The sequence below is a fragment of the Achromobacter sp. 1014246743 genome, from assembly GCF_059760725.1.
Map to the genome: position 1 here is coordinate 176,880 of NZ_JCBANA010000001.1, position 16,469 is coordinate 193,348.

At 64.8% G+C, this 16,469-nt stretch carries 13 protein-coding genes and 1 tRNA gene; 11 read left to right on the top strand and 3 right to left on the bottom strand.

The annotated features are described in order from the left end of the window. Positions 1-40: 40 nt before the first annotated feature. From AC6LJ2_RS00855 to AC6LJ2_RS00870, 4 genes are all read left to right on the top strand, one after another. Positions 41-1,168: a mandelate racemase/muconate lactonizing enzyme family protein gene (locus tag AC6LJ2_RS00855; RefSeq protein WP_445658309.1), complete on the top strand. Its 1,128-nt coding sequence runs from the start codon at positions 41-43 to the stop codon at positions 1,166-1,168. A gap of 14 nt (positions 1,169-1,182) precedes the next feature. Next, positions 1,183-2,091, top strand: a complete 909-nt coding sequence (locus AC6LJ2_RS00860; protein ID WP_498150537.1) for a dihydrodipicolinate synthase family protein — start codon at positions 1,183-1,185, stop codon at positions 2,089-2,091. A 119-nt stretch (positions 2,092-2,210) separates the two neighbouring features. Continuing rightward, a complete protein-coding gene (locus tag AC6LJ2_RS00865) occupies positions 2,211-3,188 on the top strand; it encodes a Bug family tripartite tricarboxylate transporter substrate binding protein (RefSeq protein WP_263910273.1) in 978 nt (325 codons plus the stop codon). A 384-nt stretch (positions 3,189-3,572) separates the two neighbouring features. Next, positions 3,573-5,201, top strand: coding sequence for a methyl-accepting chemotaxis protein (locus tag AC6LJ2_RS00870; protein ID WP_498150538.1), 1,629 nt, complete (start codon positions 3,573-3,575; stop codon positions 5,199-5,201). A gap of 75 nt (positions 5,202-5,276) precedes the next feature. Here the strand turns inward: AC6LJ2_RS00870 and AC6LJ2_RS00875 are convergent. Further along, positions 5,277-5,367: transfer RNA gene (locus tag AC6LJ2_RS00875), tRNA-Ser, on the bottom strand. Positions 5,368-5,618: 251 nt separating this feature from the next. On the opposite strand from AC6LJ2_RS00875, the gene AC6LJ2_RS00880 reads away from it, so the two are divergent. The 3 genes from AC6LJ2_RS00880 to yaaA all read left to right on the top strand — a co-directional run bounded on the left by AC6LJ2_RS00880 (position 5,619) and on the right by yaaA (position 8,621). Next, positions 5,619-6,905: a cation:proton antiporter domain-containing protein gene (locus AC6LJ2_RS00880; protein WP_498150539.1), complete on the top strand. Its 1,287-nt coding sequence runs from the start codon at positions 5,619-5,621 to the stop codon at positions 6,903-6,905. A gap of 149 nt (positions 6,906-7,054) precedes the next feature. Next, positions 7,055-7,837 carry a 3-hydroxybutyrate dehydrogenase gene (locus AC6LJ2_RS00885; protein WP_498150540.1) on the top strand — a complete coding sequence of 261 codons (783 nt, stop codon included), beginning with the start codon at positions 7,055-7,057 and terminating at the stop codon, positions 7,835-7,837. Positions 7,838-7,850: 13 nt separating this feature from the next. After that, on the top strand, positions 7,851-8,621 hold the full coding sequence (yaaA, locus tag AC6LJ2_RS00890) for a peroxide stress protein YaaA (RefSeq protein WP_263910278.1): 771 nt from the start codon (positions 7,851-7,853) through the stop codon (positions 8,619-8,621). 74 nt (positions 8,622-8,695) lie between these two features. Here yaaA and AC6LJ2_RS00895 read toward each other — a convergent pair whose 3' ends face one another. Further along, complete coding sequence (locus tag AC6LJ2_RS00895) at positions 8,696-10,918, bottom strand: FUSC family protein (RefSeq protein WP_498150541.1); 2,223 nt, start codon at positions 10,916-10,918, stop codon at positions 8,696-8,698. Between the two features lie 555 nt (positions 10,919-11,473). Between AC6LJ2_RS00895 and AC6LJ2_RS00900 the strand changes: the two genes are divergently transcribed. The 4 genes from AC6LJ2_RS00900 (at position 11,474) to pssA (ending at position 15,791) form a co-directional block, all read left to right on the top strand. Beyond that, on the top strand, positions 11,474-13,243 hold the full coding sequence (locus AC6LJ2_RS00900; protein ID WP_498150554.1) for an acetolactate synthase 3 catalytic subunit: 1,770 nt from the start codon (positions 11,474-11,476) through the stop codon (positions 13,241-13,243). 10 nt (positions 13,244-13,253) lie between these two features. Continuing rightward, a complete protein-coding gene (gene ilvN, locus AC6LJ2_RS00905) occupies positions 13,254-13,745 on the top strand; it encodes an acetolactate synthase small subunit (RefSeq protein WP_006217868.1) in 492 nt (163 codons plus the stop codon). 74 nt (positions 13,746-13,819) lie between these two features. After that, positions 13,820-14,836 carry a ketol-acid reductoisomerase gene (gene ilvC, locus AC6LJ2_RS00910; protein WP_263910280.1) on the top strand — a complete coding sequence of 339 codons (1,017 nt, stop codon included), beginning with the start codon at positions 13,820-13,822 and terminating at the stop codon, positions 14,834-14,836. A gap of 181 nt (positions 14,837-15,017) precedes the next feature. Beyond that, the gene (gene pssA, locus AC6LJ2_RS00915) at positions 15,018-15,791 is read left to right on the top strand and encodes a CDP-diacylglycerol--serine O-phosphatidyltransferase (RefSeq protein WP_025136926.1); all 774 of its coding nucleotides are present in this window, start codon (positions 15,018-15,020) and stop codon (positions 15,789-15,791) included. A gap of 69 nt (positions 15,792-15,860) precedes the next feature. Here pssA and AC6LJ2_RS00920 read toward each other — a convergent pair whose 3' ends face one another. Continuing rightward, the gene (locus AC6LJ2_RS00920; RefSeq protein WP_445658315.1) at positions 15,861-16,379 is read right to left on the bottom strand and encodes a hypothetical protein; all 519 of its coding nucleotides are present in this window, start codon (positions 16,377-16,379) and stop codon (positions 15,861-15,863) included. Positions 16,380-16,469: the final 90 nt, after the last annotated feature.

Consider the following 16,469-nt stretch of genomic DNA (forward strand, 5'->3'; position numbering starts at 1 on the left):
GGTGCCGTAACCCGCACTATTCCCTTATCAGGAGCCAGCCGTGCCCATCATTGAATCCATCGACGTTTGCGCCGCCGCGGTGCCCTTGGACAAGGTCACTTCGTTTTCGAACCGCACTGTTTCCACCCGCCACTACGGCCTGGTCAAGGTCCGCAGCACCGATGGCGTGGAAGGCATCGGCTTTTGCTATGTGGGCAGTGCCGGCGGTGCGATCTTCGAAGCGGCGGTACAGAGCCTGTTGGCGCCGGTATTGCTGGGCCGCGACTCGCACGCCGTGGAAGGCCTGTGGCAGGCCATGTACCAGGAAGCGCTGCTGCAAGGACGCCAGGGCACGGTGATGCGCGCGCTGAGCGCGCTGGACATCGCCCTGTGGGACCTGAACGCCAAGAGCGCGGGCCTGCCGTTGCACAAGTTCCTGGGCGCAATGGAACTGGAAACGGTGCCGGCCTACGCCAGTGGCGGCTACTACCTGGACGGCAAGACGCCCCAGCACCTGGGCGAGGAAATGGCCAGCTACGTTGCCAAGGGCTTCAAGGCCGTCAAGATGAAGACGGGCCGCCTGTCGCCGCGCGAAGAAGAAGCGCGCCTGAAGGCGGCGCGCGAGGCCGTGGGGCCGGACGTGGAATTGATGATGGACTGCAATAACGCCTGGCAGGACGTGACCCAGGCCATGCAGTACATCCGCCGTTTCGAGCAGTACGAGCCCTATTTCATCGAAGAGCCGTTCGGCCCCGACGATATCGACAGCCATGCCAAGCTGGCGCGCCTGACGCACCTGCCCATCGCCACGGCCGAGATCGGCTACGGCCGCTGGTACCACAAGGAACTGCTGGACAAGGGCGCGGCGGGCATCCTGCAGACCGACGCGGCCGTCTGCGGTGGCATTACCGAATGGAAGCGCATCGCCGCCACCGCCGCCAGCTATGGCGTGGTAGTGTGCCCGCACTGGTTCCACGACGTGCACGCGCCGCTGGTGGCCGCCACGCCCAATGCGCGCTATGTTGAGTTTTTCTGGGACGATCAGGTCCTGAATTTCCGCAAGCTGGTGGACCGTCAACTGACCCACAAGGAAGGCCGCGTGGTGCTGCACCAGGAGCCCGGCCTGGGATTCGGTTTCGACGAACGCATGGTCGAGCGTTACGGCAAGTGGACCCGCATCGGCCGCTGACGAGGAGAGCATCCATGAGCACCCAAGCCGCTGACCGGCCGCAAGGCGTGTATTCCCCGGTCCTGACGCCGTTCAACGCGGACCTGTCGCCCAGCGCGTCGCGCTTTGTCGGGCACTGCCGCGCGCTGCTGGAGCAGGGCGCGGGGCTGGCGATCTTTGGCACCAATTCCGAGGCAAATTCGCTCAGCGTGGCCGAAAAGCGCCACCTGCTGGACGCCTTGCTGGATGCGGGGCTGCCGGCTGCGCGCATGATGCCGGGCACCGGCGCGTGCGCGCTGCCCGATGCGGTGGAACTGACCCGCCATGCGGTCAATGCCGGTTGCGGCGGCGTGCTGATGCTGCCGCCTTTCTACTACAAGGGGGTCAGCGACGAAGGCCTGTTCCGCGCCTTTGCGCACGTGATCGAACGGGTGGCCGACGAGCGCCTGCGCATCTACCTGTATCACATCCCCCCGGTGTCGGGCGTGCCTATCAGCCTGGGGCTGATCGACCGGCTGCTGGGCGAATTTCCCGGCATCATCGCCGGCATCAAGGACAGTTCGGGCGATTGGGCCAACACCCAGGCCATGTTGCGCGACTTCCAGCCGCGTGGCTTCGATGTGTTCGCGGGTACCGAAACCGTGCTGCTGGAGACGATGCGGGCCGGCGGCGCAGGCTGCATCACGGCCACGGGTAACGTCAACGCCGGCCCCATCGTGGCGCTGTACCGTTCGTGGCAAGAAGCGGGCGCCGAAGACCGGCAGCGCGCGTTGAACGAAACCCGTGCCATCTTCCAGTCGTATCCGATGATTCCGGCCATGAAAGCCGCCATCGCGCAGCGGCGCAACGACCCGGTGTGGGCGACGGTCCGTCCGCCGCTGGTGGAGCTCACCGAGGCGCAGGCGGCGCAGTTGGCGCAGCGCCTGGCGGCGCCCGTGGTCTGAATCACTCGGCAGGACAAGCCGCCCGCCAGGCAGGCCGCATCGCGGCCGGCCTGGCGGACAGCCAGCAAGGCTTACTTAAACAGTCGCCGGGCATGAACCCGGCGCGCGAGGAGACAAGCATGCAACGCAGGCATTTCATTACCGGCGCCGCGGCGCTGGGGGCGGCGCTCGTCCTGCCGTCGGCCCGGGCGCAGGACTTGCCACCCGGCCCGGTCAAGATCGTGGTGGGGTTTCCGGCAGGCGGCGGCACGGACGTGCTGGCTCGGCTGCTGGGCCAGAAACTGGGCGTGATGTGGGGCATTCCGGTGATCGTCGAAAACCGCGCGGGCGCGGCCGGCATCATCGCGGCCGAGCAGGTGGCGCGCCAGCAGGGCGACGGCAACACGTTGCTGATGGCCCACGTGAACAGCCACGGCATCGCGCCGGGCCTGCAGCCCAAGCTGGGCTATTCGGCCGAGCGGGATTTCTCGCCCATTGCATTGGTCGGCAAGACGCCCACGCTGCTGATCGGCGGCGCGGACCAGCCCGCCAAGACCCTGCCAGACCTGGTGGCGCTGTGCCGCGCCCAGCCGGGCAAGATCATCTTCGGATCCGCGGGCAGCGGCTCGGCCCAGCACCTGGCGCTGGAAATCTTCAAGGCCCGGGCCAATATCGACGTGCTGCACGTGCCCTACAAGGGGTCGGCGCCGCTGATGAACGACCTGATGGGCGGCCATGTGCAGTATTGCTTCGAAGGCATGACGACCGCCACGCCGCTGATCCAGTCGGGCAAAGTGATTGCGCTGGCGCAGACCTTGCAGCAGCGCTCCAGGAGCCAGGCCAACGTGCCCACGGTGGCCGAGCAAGGCTATCCCGGGTTCGAGGCCAGCATCTGGTTCGGCATGGTCGGCCCGGCCAGGATGCCCGCCTCCATGGTCCAGCGGATGAACCAGGACATCGACCGGGTGCTGGCCATGGCCGACGTGCAAGAGAAACTGGCGCAGGTGGGGGCCGAGGACGGCGGCGGCAGCGTGCAGCGCTTTGCCGATTTCATGCGCGACGAGCAGCGTAAATACGCCAAGACCATCCAGGACGCGAAGATCGTCGCCGAAGGTTGAGGGGAGCGCGGCGTCGATCAGCGAGGCGGCCTGTCAGGCCGCCTTTTTTGCGCGTCGTCAACGCGCAGGGATACCGGCGGAGGCAAGATAGACGCTCGCCAGCCGGGGCGGGCGAGTCAAACAGGGGAACTTCCGTCAAATAGGTCTGCATTTCGCCGGATGTCGGCGAATTCCGGACTGCTAGCATCATCGGGACCCTCGCGAGAACCCTCGAATTCGAACTCTCCGGCGGCATTTTCCTTGATGCATGATGACTAATATTTAGGGGCGGACCATCCAGGGCTTGCGGGCATCTGGTCGACATTGGCAGCGCAGTTTCATGCGAGGTCACTACAACCGCCGGAACACGCCTTCAATCCTGCCCGGGTGGTAGCTGGAGGCAGTATGAACAACTTGAAGCTTGGAACCCGCCTGGCGGGTGGATTTGCCATCTTGCTGGCCATGATCATCACGATGTGCATCGTGGGACTGGTCAGCCTGGCCAATATCAATGCATCGGTCGAGACCGTGACGCAGCGGTCCCTGATCAAAGAGCGCCTGATCAGCGACTGGGCCCGCAATATCCAGACCGGCGTCACACGCACCACCGCAATCGCCAAGAGTGCGGATGCCAGCCTGGCCGGCTTCTTTACGGAAGAAGCCGCCACGTCCACGCGAAATTCTTCGGCGTTGCAGCAAAAGATCGAGCCGATGATCGAAAGCCCCGAAGAGCGGCAGCTCTGGGAAGGCATCGGCAAGTCGCGAGCGGAATATCTGCGTACGCGCGATGGTATCTTCAAGGCCAAGCAGGAAGGCAATGTAGAGGCCGCCAACAAGATATTCACGCAGGAATTCCTGCCGGCCACGCGCCAGTTCATCGACCAGATCACGAAGTTGTCCAATCTGCAGCGTGCCGATATCGAAGCGCAAGGCGCCGAAATCGAGAAGGCCTATGGCGCGGCCAATTTCTGGATGATCGCCATCGGTTCCATCGCAGTCGTCAGCGGCCTGCTGCTGGCCGTGCTGTTGACGCGCGGCATCACCCGGCCGCTGTCGCAGGCCGTGCGCGTGGCGCGCACCGTGGCCGCCAACGATCTGACCAGCGCCATCAGCGTGACCTCCCGCGACGAGATCGGCCAATTGATGCAGGCGCTGCAATCCATGAACGCCACCCTGGTTGGCACCGTCGCCAGAATCCGCACGGGCGTGGACAGCATTGCGTCCGCGTCGGGCGAGATCGCGGCCGGCAATACCGATCTGTCGTCCCGTACCGAGCAGCAGGCCGCATCGTTGGAAGAGACCGCCGCGTCCATGGAAGAGCTGTCTTCCACCGTCAAGCAGAATGCCGATAGCGCCAAACAGGCGAACCAGCTTGCCGCGGCGGCTTCGGACACCGCATCCCGGGGCGGCGCCACCGTATCCGAAGTGGTCAGCACGATGAGCGCGATTTCGGCCAGCTCGGTCAAGATCGCCGATATCGTGTCCGTGATCGATGGCATTGCCTTCCAGACCAACATCCTGGCCTTGAACGCCGCCGTGGAAGCGGCGCGGGCCGGCGAGCAAGGCAAGGGCTTCGCCGTGGTCGCGGCCGAGGTGCGCACCCTGGCGCAGCGCAGCGCGCAGGCAGCCAAGGAAATCAAGGTCCTGATCGAGGACACGGTTTCGAAGATCCGCCAGGGCTCGGGCAGCGCGGAGCGCGCGGGCGCGACGATGCAGGAAATCGTCAGTTCGGTGCAGCGTGTGACCGACATCATGGGCGAGATCGCCGCGGCGTCAGCCGAGCAGGCCGACGGCATCGAGCAGGTCAACCGCGCCGTATCGCAAATGGACGAGGTGACGCAACAGAACGCGGCGCTGGTGGAAGAGGCTGCTGCGGCGGCGGGTTCGATGCAGGACCAGGCTGCGGAACTCACCCGGGCGGTCAGCGCGTTCAAGCTGCCGGACGGCAGTCAGGTGGCGGGTCGGCAGGCCCTGGCATCCACGGGGACGACCGACCATCCGTCGGGCCACGCGCTGCGAATCGCCGCGTACTGAGTCTGTCCAGCGCCTGCGGGCGTTGGGCTGAGAAAGAAAAAGGCCAATCCCGAGGGATTGGCCTTTTTGGAATACTGGCGGAGAGGGTGGGATTCGAACCCACGGTACGGGGATACCGTACGCCTGATTTCGAGTCAGGTACATTCGACCACTCTGCCACCTCTCCGTGGCTGGATTCCGTAACGGCGTCTGGTCTTGCGCAGATGGGGGTGAGACCACCGGCGCTTTTCCTTTCACAATCAGATCCCTGGTCGGAAGAATCTGCGTTGTCGGAGCAGCGAAGCCCGCAATTCTACAGCAAAAAAATAATTTGTGTAAAGCCCCTCGGTTTCGTCGGCTACAGGGGGTTTCATCGGCTTTCGCGGCGGGTATTCTTTGCGCAGAATCGGACTGTCTCGTCCCCGTCGCCTGGCCCCGATGAACCTGATCCTCATCTTGTTGCTCGCCGCTGTCCTGTGCGTTCCCTTGACCCAGCGGCTGGGACTGGGCGCCATCCCAGGCTATCTGCTGGCCGGGGTGCTGGTGGGGCCGTCGTGCCTGAAGCTGGTGACCGACGTGAGCGACATGGTCAATGTGTCGCAGTGGGGCGTGGTGATGATGCTGTTCATCATCGGTCTGGAACTGGCGCCCAAGCGGCTATGGGCCATGCGCCGCGAGGTCTTCGCGCTGGGATCGCTGCAGATGCTGGTGTGCGGCCTGCTGCTGGGGCTGGTATTCGGCGCGGCGCTGCGCCACCTGGCGGGCATGGCGTGGCAGGCCGCGGTGCTCTGCGGACTGTCGCTGGCCTTGTCGTCGACCGCCGTGGCCCTGCGCTTGCTGGACGAGCGTGGCCTGACGCGCACGCCGATGGGCCGGTCGGCGCTTGGCGTGTTGTTGTTCCAGGATATGGCGGCAATTCCCATGCTGGTCGCGGCCGGCCTGCTGGGGGCGGGCAGCGCATCCGAGCCTTCCTTCAAGGAAGCGCTGATCGCGGTGGCGGTGGTGGCCGTGGCCTATCGGCTGCGCCTGTTGGGCTGGGCCGCCAAGGCCCAGGTGAACGAACTGTTCACGGCGGCGGCGCTGCTGATGGTGATCGGCACGGCCCAGCTGTTCAACTATGCGGGGCTGTCGGCGGGCCTGGGCGGATTCCTGGTCGGCGTCCTGATGGCCGAATCGCGCTACCGCGATGAACTGGAACGGGCCATCGATCCGTTCAAGGGCCTGCTGCTGGGGCTCTTCTTCGTGGCGATCGGCATGTCGGTGAACCTGCACGTCGTGGCGGACCACTGGGCCTTCATCCTGGCGGGCGTGACGGCGCTGCTGCTGGTCAAGGCGGGCGTGTTGTACGGCTTCGCTCGCTTCCTGGGCTTGCCGCGCTACCACCGCCTGCTGTTTGCCATGGTGCTGGCGCAGGGCGGTGAATTCAGTTTCGCGATCTTCAACGAGGCCTGGAGCAACCATCTGATGGACCTGGACCAGCGCGACGTGCTGGCCGTGGTGGTGGCGATATCGATGGGCGTGGTGCCTATCCTGATCAAGCTGCTCGAACGGCTGCCAGAACGGTTGGGGGGCATGGCCGATCTGCCGGTGGCCGAGCCTGCGCCAGCTTCCGAACCCGGCGCACCATCCGCCAACGCCGACCGGCTGTCGGCCGGGACTGATCGGCCGCCGGCCGAGCTGGACGTGCAACGGTCTGATTCCAGGTCCGGCAAGCCCTCTGCTTGACCCCGCCGCCCGTGGGGGCATGGCATGATTGGCGCCTTGCCGGGCAGCTACACTTGACGCTGTTTTTTCAGCCCGTGTTTCGCCCGCGGCGCCGGCCGGCGCGTTTCGGCCGACGCCCGCATTCCGCGCCCCGCCACAGGAGAATATCTATGCTCAAAGGAAAAGTCGCAGTCGTCACCGGTTCCACCAGCGGGATCGGCCTGGGTATCGCCACGGCCCTGGCCCAGCAGGGCGCCGATATCGTCCTGAACGGCTTCGGCGACGCCGCCGAGATCGACAAGCTGCGCGCCGACCTGGCGGCCCGGCATGGCGTCAAGGTGTGGTACGACGGCGCCGACCTGTCCAAGGGCGACGCCGTGCGCGGCCTGATCGACAACGCCGTGCGCCAGGCTGGCCGCATCGACATCCTGGTGAACAATGCCGGCATCCAGCACACCGCACTGATCGAGGATTTTCCCGCCGACAAGTGGGACGCGATCCTGGCGCTGAACCTGTCGGCCGTGTTCCACGGCACCGCCGCCGCGCTGCCGCACATGAAAAAGCAAGGCTTCGGCCGCATCATCAACATCGCGTCGGCGCATGGCCTGGTGGCCTCGGCCAACAAGTCGGCGTACGTGGCCGCCAAGCACGGCGTGGTGGGTTTCACCAAGGTGACGGCCCTGGAAACTGCCGGCCAGGGCATCACCGCCAACGCCATCTGCCCGGGCTGGGTGCGCACGCCCCTGGTTGAAAAGCAGATTTCGGCGCTGGCCGAAAAGAACGGCGTCGACCAGGAAACCGCCGCCCGAGAACTGCTCAGCGAAAAGCAGCCGTCGCTGCAGTTCGTCACGCCCGAGCAATTGGGCGGTACGGCCGTTTTCCTGGCGTCCGACGCCGCCGCGCAAATCACTGGTACGACCGTTTCCGTCGATGGCGGCTGGACGGCGTGCTGATAAAGGAACCCGAATGCTGTTTTTGCTTTCCCCCGCCAAGAAGCTGGACTATGACTCGCCCGTGCACGTCGAGACCCATACCCAGCCGTTGTTCGTGGACCAGGCCGCCGGCCTGATCAAGGTCCTCAAGACCAAGAGCGCCGAAGATATTTCCGAGCTGATGAGCCTGAGTCCGGCCCTGTCCGAACTGAACGTGCAGCGCTATGCGCACTGGAAGCGCACGTTCACGCAGGCCAACTCGCGCCAGGCCGTGCTGGCCTTCAATGGCGATGTCTACGAAGGGCTGGATGCCTCGACCTTGTCGGCCAAGCAGCTGGACTGGGCGCAAGAGCACGTGGCCATCCTGAGCGGCCTGTACGGCGTGCTGCGTCCGCTGGACCTGATGCAGCCGTACCGCCTGGAAATGGGTACGCGGCTGGAAACGCCCAAGGGCAAGAACCTGTACGAGTACTGGGGCAGCGGCATCGCCGACTACCTGAACGAGCGCCAGGCCGGCCAGAAGGCCCCGGTGATCGTCAACCTGGCGTCCGAGGAATACTTCAAGTCGGTCGACCTGAAGGCGCTCAAGGCGCGGGTGGTGCAGTGCGTGTTCCAGGACTGGAAGAACGGCGCCTGGAAGATCATCAGCTTCCATGCCAAGCGGGCACGCGGCCTGATGGCGCGCTACGCGATCCAGCACAAGGTTGCCAAGCCCGAAGGCCTGCACGGCTTCGACCTGGAAGGCTACAAGTTCGATGCCTCGGCGTCCACTGAAGACAAACTGGTGTTCCGCCGCAAGGTCTGAGCGGCGCGAGCCCAAGCAGAAACGCCGGCCTCTTGCGGGGGCCGGCGTTTTTTATGGGTGGGGGTTTCCTGGCCTCAGGCCGGCGCCGCCACCGGCGGCGCATGCTGCGGGTCGGCCAGGGCCTGCAGTTCCTGGCGGATCATGTGCGCCGCCTTCAACATCTGCTTGACCGGATACACCAGCGCCGCCTGTTCGCCTGCGGTGTCGAACTGGGTAGGCAGGTTGGCCGGCGGCTGGGCTCGATTTTCGTCCAGCAGGTCGACCATGCCGGTCAGCGCCTGCTGCACGGCTTCGGGCGTGGCGGGCAGGGCCGCCAGGATCGGGATGGCCGCGGTGATCTGCGAGGCCAGCACGTGGTTCTGGATCAGCAGGTTGTTCAGCTCGGGCACGCTGACCTGGTGCGATTTCGGCTCGCTCATCATGCGGTAGAAGGCTTCGGCGAAATTGCTGAATGCGATATGCACGTTCTTGCGCGCCAGCCGCCAGGCCAGGTCGGCGTCGGTCACCGCGGGAATCTCGTCGGCGCTGGCCCCGACCGGCGCGCCGTGGGCCTGCATGGCTTCGACGTAGCGCAGGCCGGCCATCAGGTATGCGCGGTTGGCGCGGGTGGCGGCCGCGGCCAGCGGCTTGAGGTAGCGCGCTTCCCACCAGGGCAGGATGTAGCTGCACACCAGCGCCAGTGTGCAGCCCAGCAGCGTGTCGATGGCGCGTTCGCCGATCACCGCCATGGATACCGTGCCCGGCGAGACGAAGTGAAACACCAGCACCACGAAGAGCGTATTGAAGATGGCGCTGGCCATGTAGTTCAGCTGCACCAGGCTGTTGCCCATGATGCAGGCGGCCAGCAGCACGGCGAACAGCAGTTCGGCCCGGTCGGTCACGTTGAACAGCAGCAGGGCGCAGATGCAGCCGATCAACGTGCCCATCAGGCGCCAGCCGTTGCGCTGGCGGGTCAGCGCAAAGCCCGGCTTCATGATGATGACGATGGTCAGCATGATCCAGTAGTTGTGCGCCGAGAACGCAGGCGACAGCCAGCGGCTGGCCAGCGTCATGGCGATGGCGGCAGCCGCCGTGACGCGCAGCGCATAGCGAAAGTGCGGCGAGTCCAGCCGCAGGTTGCTGGTCAGCAGCCCGAAGCGGAATTCCTGGCGCGAGATGAAGCGGGTCAGCGACTTGTTGATGCGCAGCACATCGGTGGGCTTGGCGTGCGGCGAGGCCGCGGTGTGGTCGGCCAGGCGGTCGACGATGCGGGCGGAATTGCGCAGGCGTCGCAACACCTGCACGATCAGCGCCAGCATTTCCGGGTCGCGCTCGCCCAGGCCCTGCTGCTTGAGCTGTTCGATTTCGTATTCGATGGCGCGCAGCTCGGCCTTGGCGCTGCTGCGGTATTGCACCTTGCGTCCGCGCGACACGTCCAGCGCAATGCGGTTCAGTTCCAGCGACATCTTCACCAGCGCGTCGCGCATGAACATCAGGCAATCGTTGCCGGCCAGCGCGCGGCGCAGCGCGGCATAGTCGGTGTGCGTGGCCACCAGCGTGTCCAGCAATTGCAGCATGTCCACGAACATGTTCCAGATCATCACGCGCTGGCGGTCGCCCATGCCCTTGCCGCGGGGCAGGGCGCGCAGCACCATGTCGCGCGCGGCCTGGTGCTTTTCAGTCATGACCGACTGGCGCTGGATCAGGTTGCGATAGGAGTCGTCCAGGTCGGCCGTTTCGTCATAGAAAGCGGCGCGCGCGGCGACGTAGTCGGCCGTGGCGAACAGCGCCACCGACATGGCCTGCTGTTCCTCGCGCAGCCAGAACAGGCGCGAGAATCCCAGGCTGAAGACGACGTAGAACAGCGCCCCGCCCAGCGTGGCAGCGGCATGCGCCAGGACCTCGTGCGGTTCGAGCGGCGAGTGCATGGTCAGCGTCATCAGCAGCAGGCCGGCAAAGCCGATCAGGCCGCCGCGCTTGCCGAACACGGTGAACATGGAATAGATAAAACACTGCGCAATGACCACCAGCCAGATCAGCACGGGGTGGGTCGAGGCCAGGCCGGTGATGATGACGGTCACCGTGCCCAGCGCCGCGCCGCCCAGCATTTCGTTGGTGCGATGCCGCTGCGGGCCGCCGGGCTGGTCGATGATGGCCAGGCACTGCGCGCCGAACGTGGCGACCAGGCCCGTGGTGTAGTGGCCGAACAACCCGCCCAGCACCAGCACCGGCAACAGCATGCCCACCCCCTGCCGCACTCCGCCGAAGAAGTAGTGGCTGTAGAGGAAACGGCGAATGCTGGCAATGCGCAGATCCATGGGACGCGTGTTCGATTGCGAAAGACCAAACAAGTATATAGATCCGCATCAGCGGCAGTGCTTTTCCCGCCGGGCCGCCCCAAGGGAAAAGAGCCCCCTTTTGGGGGCAGCAGGCACGCGAAGCGTGCGCGGCGTGGGGGTCGTCCATTTTGGGGTCAGATGGTTACGGAGTTTCCCGCAACCTTTACGAATCCGGACCAAACGACATCCCTGCAACCTTCTCGCAACGGTTCGAAAACCCTCGATTTGCTACCTTTGCCGCAACGCGGTAAATTGCTCCACTTGCGCCGGTCTGCCTATCCGAAACCGGTGCGTTGAGGCGGATGGCCAGGGTCACCTCCCAGCCATCCTGCAGCAGTTACACCTGCCGTTGGCCGCGCCACAAGCGTGTGTTGCCAAGGCTTCCATTTCGACCTCCAGCGTCCCCCAGGGGCGTTTGCACTGCGTTCTGTCGAGCGTGTGCCGGGTCGGCAAGGTGTCCGGGTGGCGTGGCTCCGTGAGCCGCTAAGCGCCGGATCATGTTGTCGTAGCCGGTATGGGTTCCGTTGCCGCCGTATCCGGGCGGGCAGCAGTCAGGGTTGCAGGGCCGGTACTGAAAGGAAATACAACATGGAACTGAATGGCGCCGATATCGTCGTGCGCTGCCTGGCCGATGAAGGCGTGGAACACGTTTTCGGCTACCCCGGCGGCGCGGTGCTTTACATCTACGACGCGATCTTCAAGCAAGACAAATTTCAGCATATCCTGGTTCGTCACGAGCAAGCCGCCGTGCACGCCGCCGATGCCTATTCGCGCTCGTCGCAAAAGGTCGGCGTCTGCCTGGTGACCAGCGGACCGGGCGTGACCAATGCCGTCACCGGCATCGCCACCGCCTATATGGATTCCATCCCCATGGTCGTCATCAGCGGGCAAGTGCCCACTGCGGCCATCGGCGAGGACGCCTTCCAGGAATGCGACACCGTCGGCATCACGCGTCCCTGCGTCAAGCACAACTTCCTGGTGCGTGACGTCAAGGACCTGGCCGAAACCATGCGGCGCGCGTTCTACATCGCGCGCACCGGCCGTCCCGGCCCGGTGCTGGTGGATATCCCCAAGGACATCACCGTCGCGCAGTGCAAGTACACCCCGCCCAAGGGCGAGATCTCGATGCGTTCCTATGCGCCCGTCAACAAGGGCCACCAGGGGCAGATCAAGAAGGCCGTGCAGATGCTGCTGGCCGCCGAGCGGCCGATGATCTACACCGGTGGCGGGGTCATCCTGTCGAACGCCGCACCCGAGCTCAACAAGCTCGTGTCGCAACTGGGCGCACCCTGCACCAGCACCCTGATGGGCCTGGGCGGCTACCCGGCCAGCAGCGGCCAGTTCGTGGGCATGCCCGGCATGCACGGCACGTACGAGGCCAACATGGCGATGCAGCACTGCGACGTGCTGCTGGCCATCGGCGCGCGCTTCGACGACCGCGTGATCGGCAACCCCAAGCACTTTGCGCAGAACGCCCGCAAGATCATCCATATCGATATCGACCCGTCGTCGATCTCCAAGCGCGTGCGCGTGGACGTCCCGATCGTCGGCAACGTCAAGGATGTGCTGGCCGACCTGAGCGCCCAGTACGAGGTCGCCGCCGCCGAACACAAGCCGGCGTCCATCACCAAGTGGTGGGAGCAGGTCGAGACCTGGCGCGGCAAGGAATGCCTGAAGTTCGCCAACTCGGACGAAGTCATCAAGCCGCAGTACGTGGTGGAAAAGCTCTGGGAAGTGACCGGCGGCGACGCCTTCGTCACGTCCGACGTGGGCCAGCACCAGATGTGGGCGGCGCAGTACTACAAGTTCGACAAGCCGCGCCGCTGGATCAACTCCGGCGGCCTGGGCACGATGGGCGTGGGCCTGCCGTACGCCATGGGCGTGCAGATGGCCAATCCGGGGCATGACATTGCCGTCATCACCGGCGAAGCGTCGATCCAGATGAACATCCAGGAACTGTCGACCTGCGCCCAGTACCGCCTGACGCCCAAGATCGTCTGCCTGAACAACCGCTTCCTGGGCATGGTCCGGCAGTGGCAGCAGATCGACTACGGCTCGCGCTATTCCGAGTCGTACATGGATTCGCTGCCTGACTTCGTCAAGGTCGCCGAGGCCTATGGCCACGTGGGTCTGCGCATCGAACGCCCGGCGGATGTCGAGCCGGCGCTGCGCGAAGCCTTCAAGAAGCACAAGGACCGCCTGGTCTTCCTGGACTTCATCACCGACCGCACCGAGAACGTGTGGCCGATGGTCAAGGCCGGCCGCGGGCTGACCGAAATGCTGCTTGGCTCTGAAGACCTGTAAGGAGGCCCCCATGAAGCACGTGATTTCCGTCCTCCTCGAGAACGAACCCGGCGCGCTGTCGCGCGTGGTGGGCCTGTTCTCGGCGCGGGGCTACAACATCGAGACCCTGACCGTGGCGCCGACCGAAGACGCCACGCTGTCGCGCATGACCATCGTCACGACCGGCTCGGATGAAGTCATCGAGCAGATCACCAAGCATTTGAACCGCCTGGTTGACGTGGTCAAGGTCGTGGACCTGACCGAGGGCGCCCACATCGAGCGCGAGCTGATGCTCGTGAAGGTGCGCGCGGTCGGCAAGGAACGCGAAGAGATGAAGCGCATGGCCGATATCTTCCGCGGCCGCATCATCGACGTGACCGACAAGTCCTACACCATCGAATTGACCGGGGTGCAGGAAAAAGTACAGGCCTTCCTGGAAGCCCTGGACCGCAGTGCCATCCTCGAAACCGTACGCACCGGCGTGTCCGGCATCGGCCGCGGTGAACGGATCTTGAAGATTTGACCGGCCTGCCAGGCCAAGCCGCACCCTACATCTGAACCCATCGAATATCCAAATACTGGAATCTGGAGCACAACATGAAAGTTTTCTACGACAAAGACTGCGATCTCTCCCTCATCAAAGGCAAGACCGTTGCCATCATCGGCTACGGTTCGCAAGGTCACGCGCACGCGCAGAACCTGCATGAATCGGGCGTGAAGGTCATCGTCGGCCTGCGCAAGGGCGGCGCCTCGTGGAACAAGGCCGCCAACGCCGGCCTGGAAGTCAAGGAAGTGGCTGACGCCGTCAAGACGGCCGACATCGTCATGATGCTGCTGCCCGACGAGAACATCGCTTCGGTCTACAACAAGGAAGTGCACGCCAACATCAAGGCGGGCGCCGCGCTGGCTTTCGCCCACGGCTTCAACGTGCACTACGGCCAGGTCGTGCCGCGCGAAGACATCGACGTCATCATGATCGCCCCGAAGGCCCCTGGCCACACGGTGCGCAACACGTACAAGCAGGGTGGCGGCGTGCCCCACCTGGTGGCCGTGTACCAGGACAAGTCGGGCGCTGCCCGTGACGTCGCCCTGTCGTACGCCAGCGCCAACGGCGGCGGCCGTGCCGGCATCATCGAAACCAACTTCCGCGAAGAAACCGAAACCGACCTGTTCGGCGAACAGGCCGTGCTGTGCGGCGGTACCGTCGAACTGATCAAGGCCGGTTTCGACACGCTGGTGGACGCCGGCTACGCGCCCGAAATGGCGTACTTCGAGTGCCTGCACGAACTGAAGCTGATCGTCGACCTGATCTACGAAGGCGGCATCGCCAACATGAACTACTCGATTTCGAACAACGCCGAATTCGGCGAGTACGAAACGGGCCCGAAGATCGTCACCGACGAAACCCGCAAGGCCATGCGCCAGTGCCTGACGGACATCCAGAACGGCGAATACGCCAAGCGCTTCATCCTGGAAAACGCCGCCGGCGCCCCGACGCTGACCTCGCGCCGCCGCATCAACGCGGAATCGCAGATCGAGCAAGTGGGTGGCAAGCTGCGCGCCATGATGCCCTGGATCGCCGCCAACAAGCTGGTGGACAAGTCCAAGAACTGATCCTGGCAAAAGCGCGGGGCCTGGCCCCGCGCCCACGGGTCGAAGCGGCATGCCTGCGAGGGCATGCCGCTTTTATTTTCGGGGTTTGGGGGGCTTGTCGAGCCAGGCATGGCCCTTGCTGCGGCCCGCTTGTCGGCCAGATGAGTTAACCTTTCAGTGTCTGTCGTAAGTAATTGAGACTATGCCCAATTTTTCCATGCGCGATTCCGAGAACCGCCACCGAAGCATTTACCTGCTGCCCAACGCATTTACCACCGCGGCCTTGTTCGCGGGGTTCTATGCCGTGGTGCAGGCCATGAACAACCGCTTCGAGGTCGCCGCCATCGCCATTTTCGTGGCCATGGTGCTGGACGGCATGGACGGCCGGGTGGCTCGCCTGACCAATACGCAGTCCGCATTCGGCGAACAATACGACTCGCTGTCGGACATGACGTCGTTCGGCGTGGCGCCAGCGCTGGTCATGTACGAGTGGATCCTGAACGATCTGGGCCGCTGGGGCTGGCTGGCCGCATTCGTGTACGTGGCGGGCGCCGCGCTGCGCCTGGCCCGCTTCAATACCAATATCGCCGTGGTCGACAAGCGCTACTTCCAGGGGCTGCCCAGCCCGGCGGCGGCGGCGCTGGTCGCCGGCTTCGTCTGGCTGGCCGTGGACAACAAACTGCCCATCCATGACAGCGTCATGGCCTGGGTAGCATTCACGCTGACCATGTACGCAGGCATCACCATGGTGTCGAACGCGCCGTTCTTCAGCGGCAAGAGCTTTGCGCTGGGCCGTAGCGTGCCGTTCTGGGGCATCTTGCTGGTGGTGGCGGTGTTCGTGTTCGTGTCCAGCGATCCCCCGGTGGTGCTGTTCGGCCTGTTCGTGCTGTATGGTTTTTCGGGCTGGGTCATCTGGGCCTGGCGCTGGAATCGCGCGCGCCGCCTGCAGCAGGAACGCCGCAGCCAGTCGTCCTGATCCGGACGCCGGCACGAATGAAAAACCCGCCGCGAGGCGGGTTTTTCATGGGGTGGCTTCAATGATGGATCAACGCCACATGAAGCGGTCATCGTCGTACATCGGGTCCGGGCCCGGATGGAAGTGCGTCATGGAAGTGCCATCGCGGCCCATGTACACATACATCAGCGAATTCCAGACGCCGTTTTCCTTGTAGCGGTAGGACCAGACGACTTCGCGTTTTTCGCCCAGGCCGGCTTCTTCGATGCGCGCGGGCGGGCCGAATTCGCAGCGGACACGGTCCGGCCCCCATTGGCCCTGTTCCAGCACCTTGAAGTGGGCGTCGGTCAGGAGCGGCAGGACGCGGTCGACCCGGCCGTCGGTGCCGACGTTGGCGCCCCAGGCGTACTGTCCCATGGGCTGTTGCGTCCAGATGACGCGGCGCCCGCCGCCGGCCTGCGGGCATTCGAAATTGGGGGTGCCGAATTGGGCCTGCACGTCGGCCAGGGGGGTGCCGGGGGCGACCTGGGCAAGATTGGCGCAGGCAGCCAGGCTGGCCAGGGCGGCAGCGGCCAGGGTGATGCGGGCAAAGCTGTAACGTTTTGACATAATGTTGCTCCTCTTGCCGCCGGCAGGGGCGGGGCGCGGTCGCTGGACAGGAGGCCTTGCGCCGCCACTGGGGTAATTCTAGCGAATCAG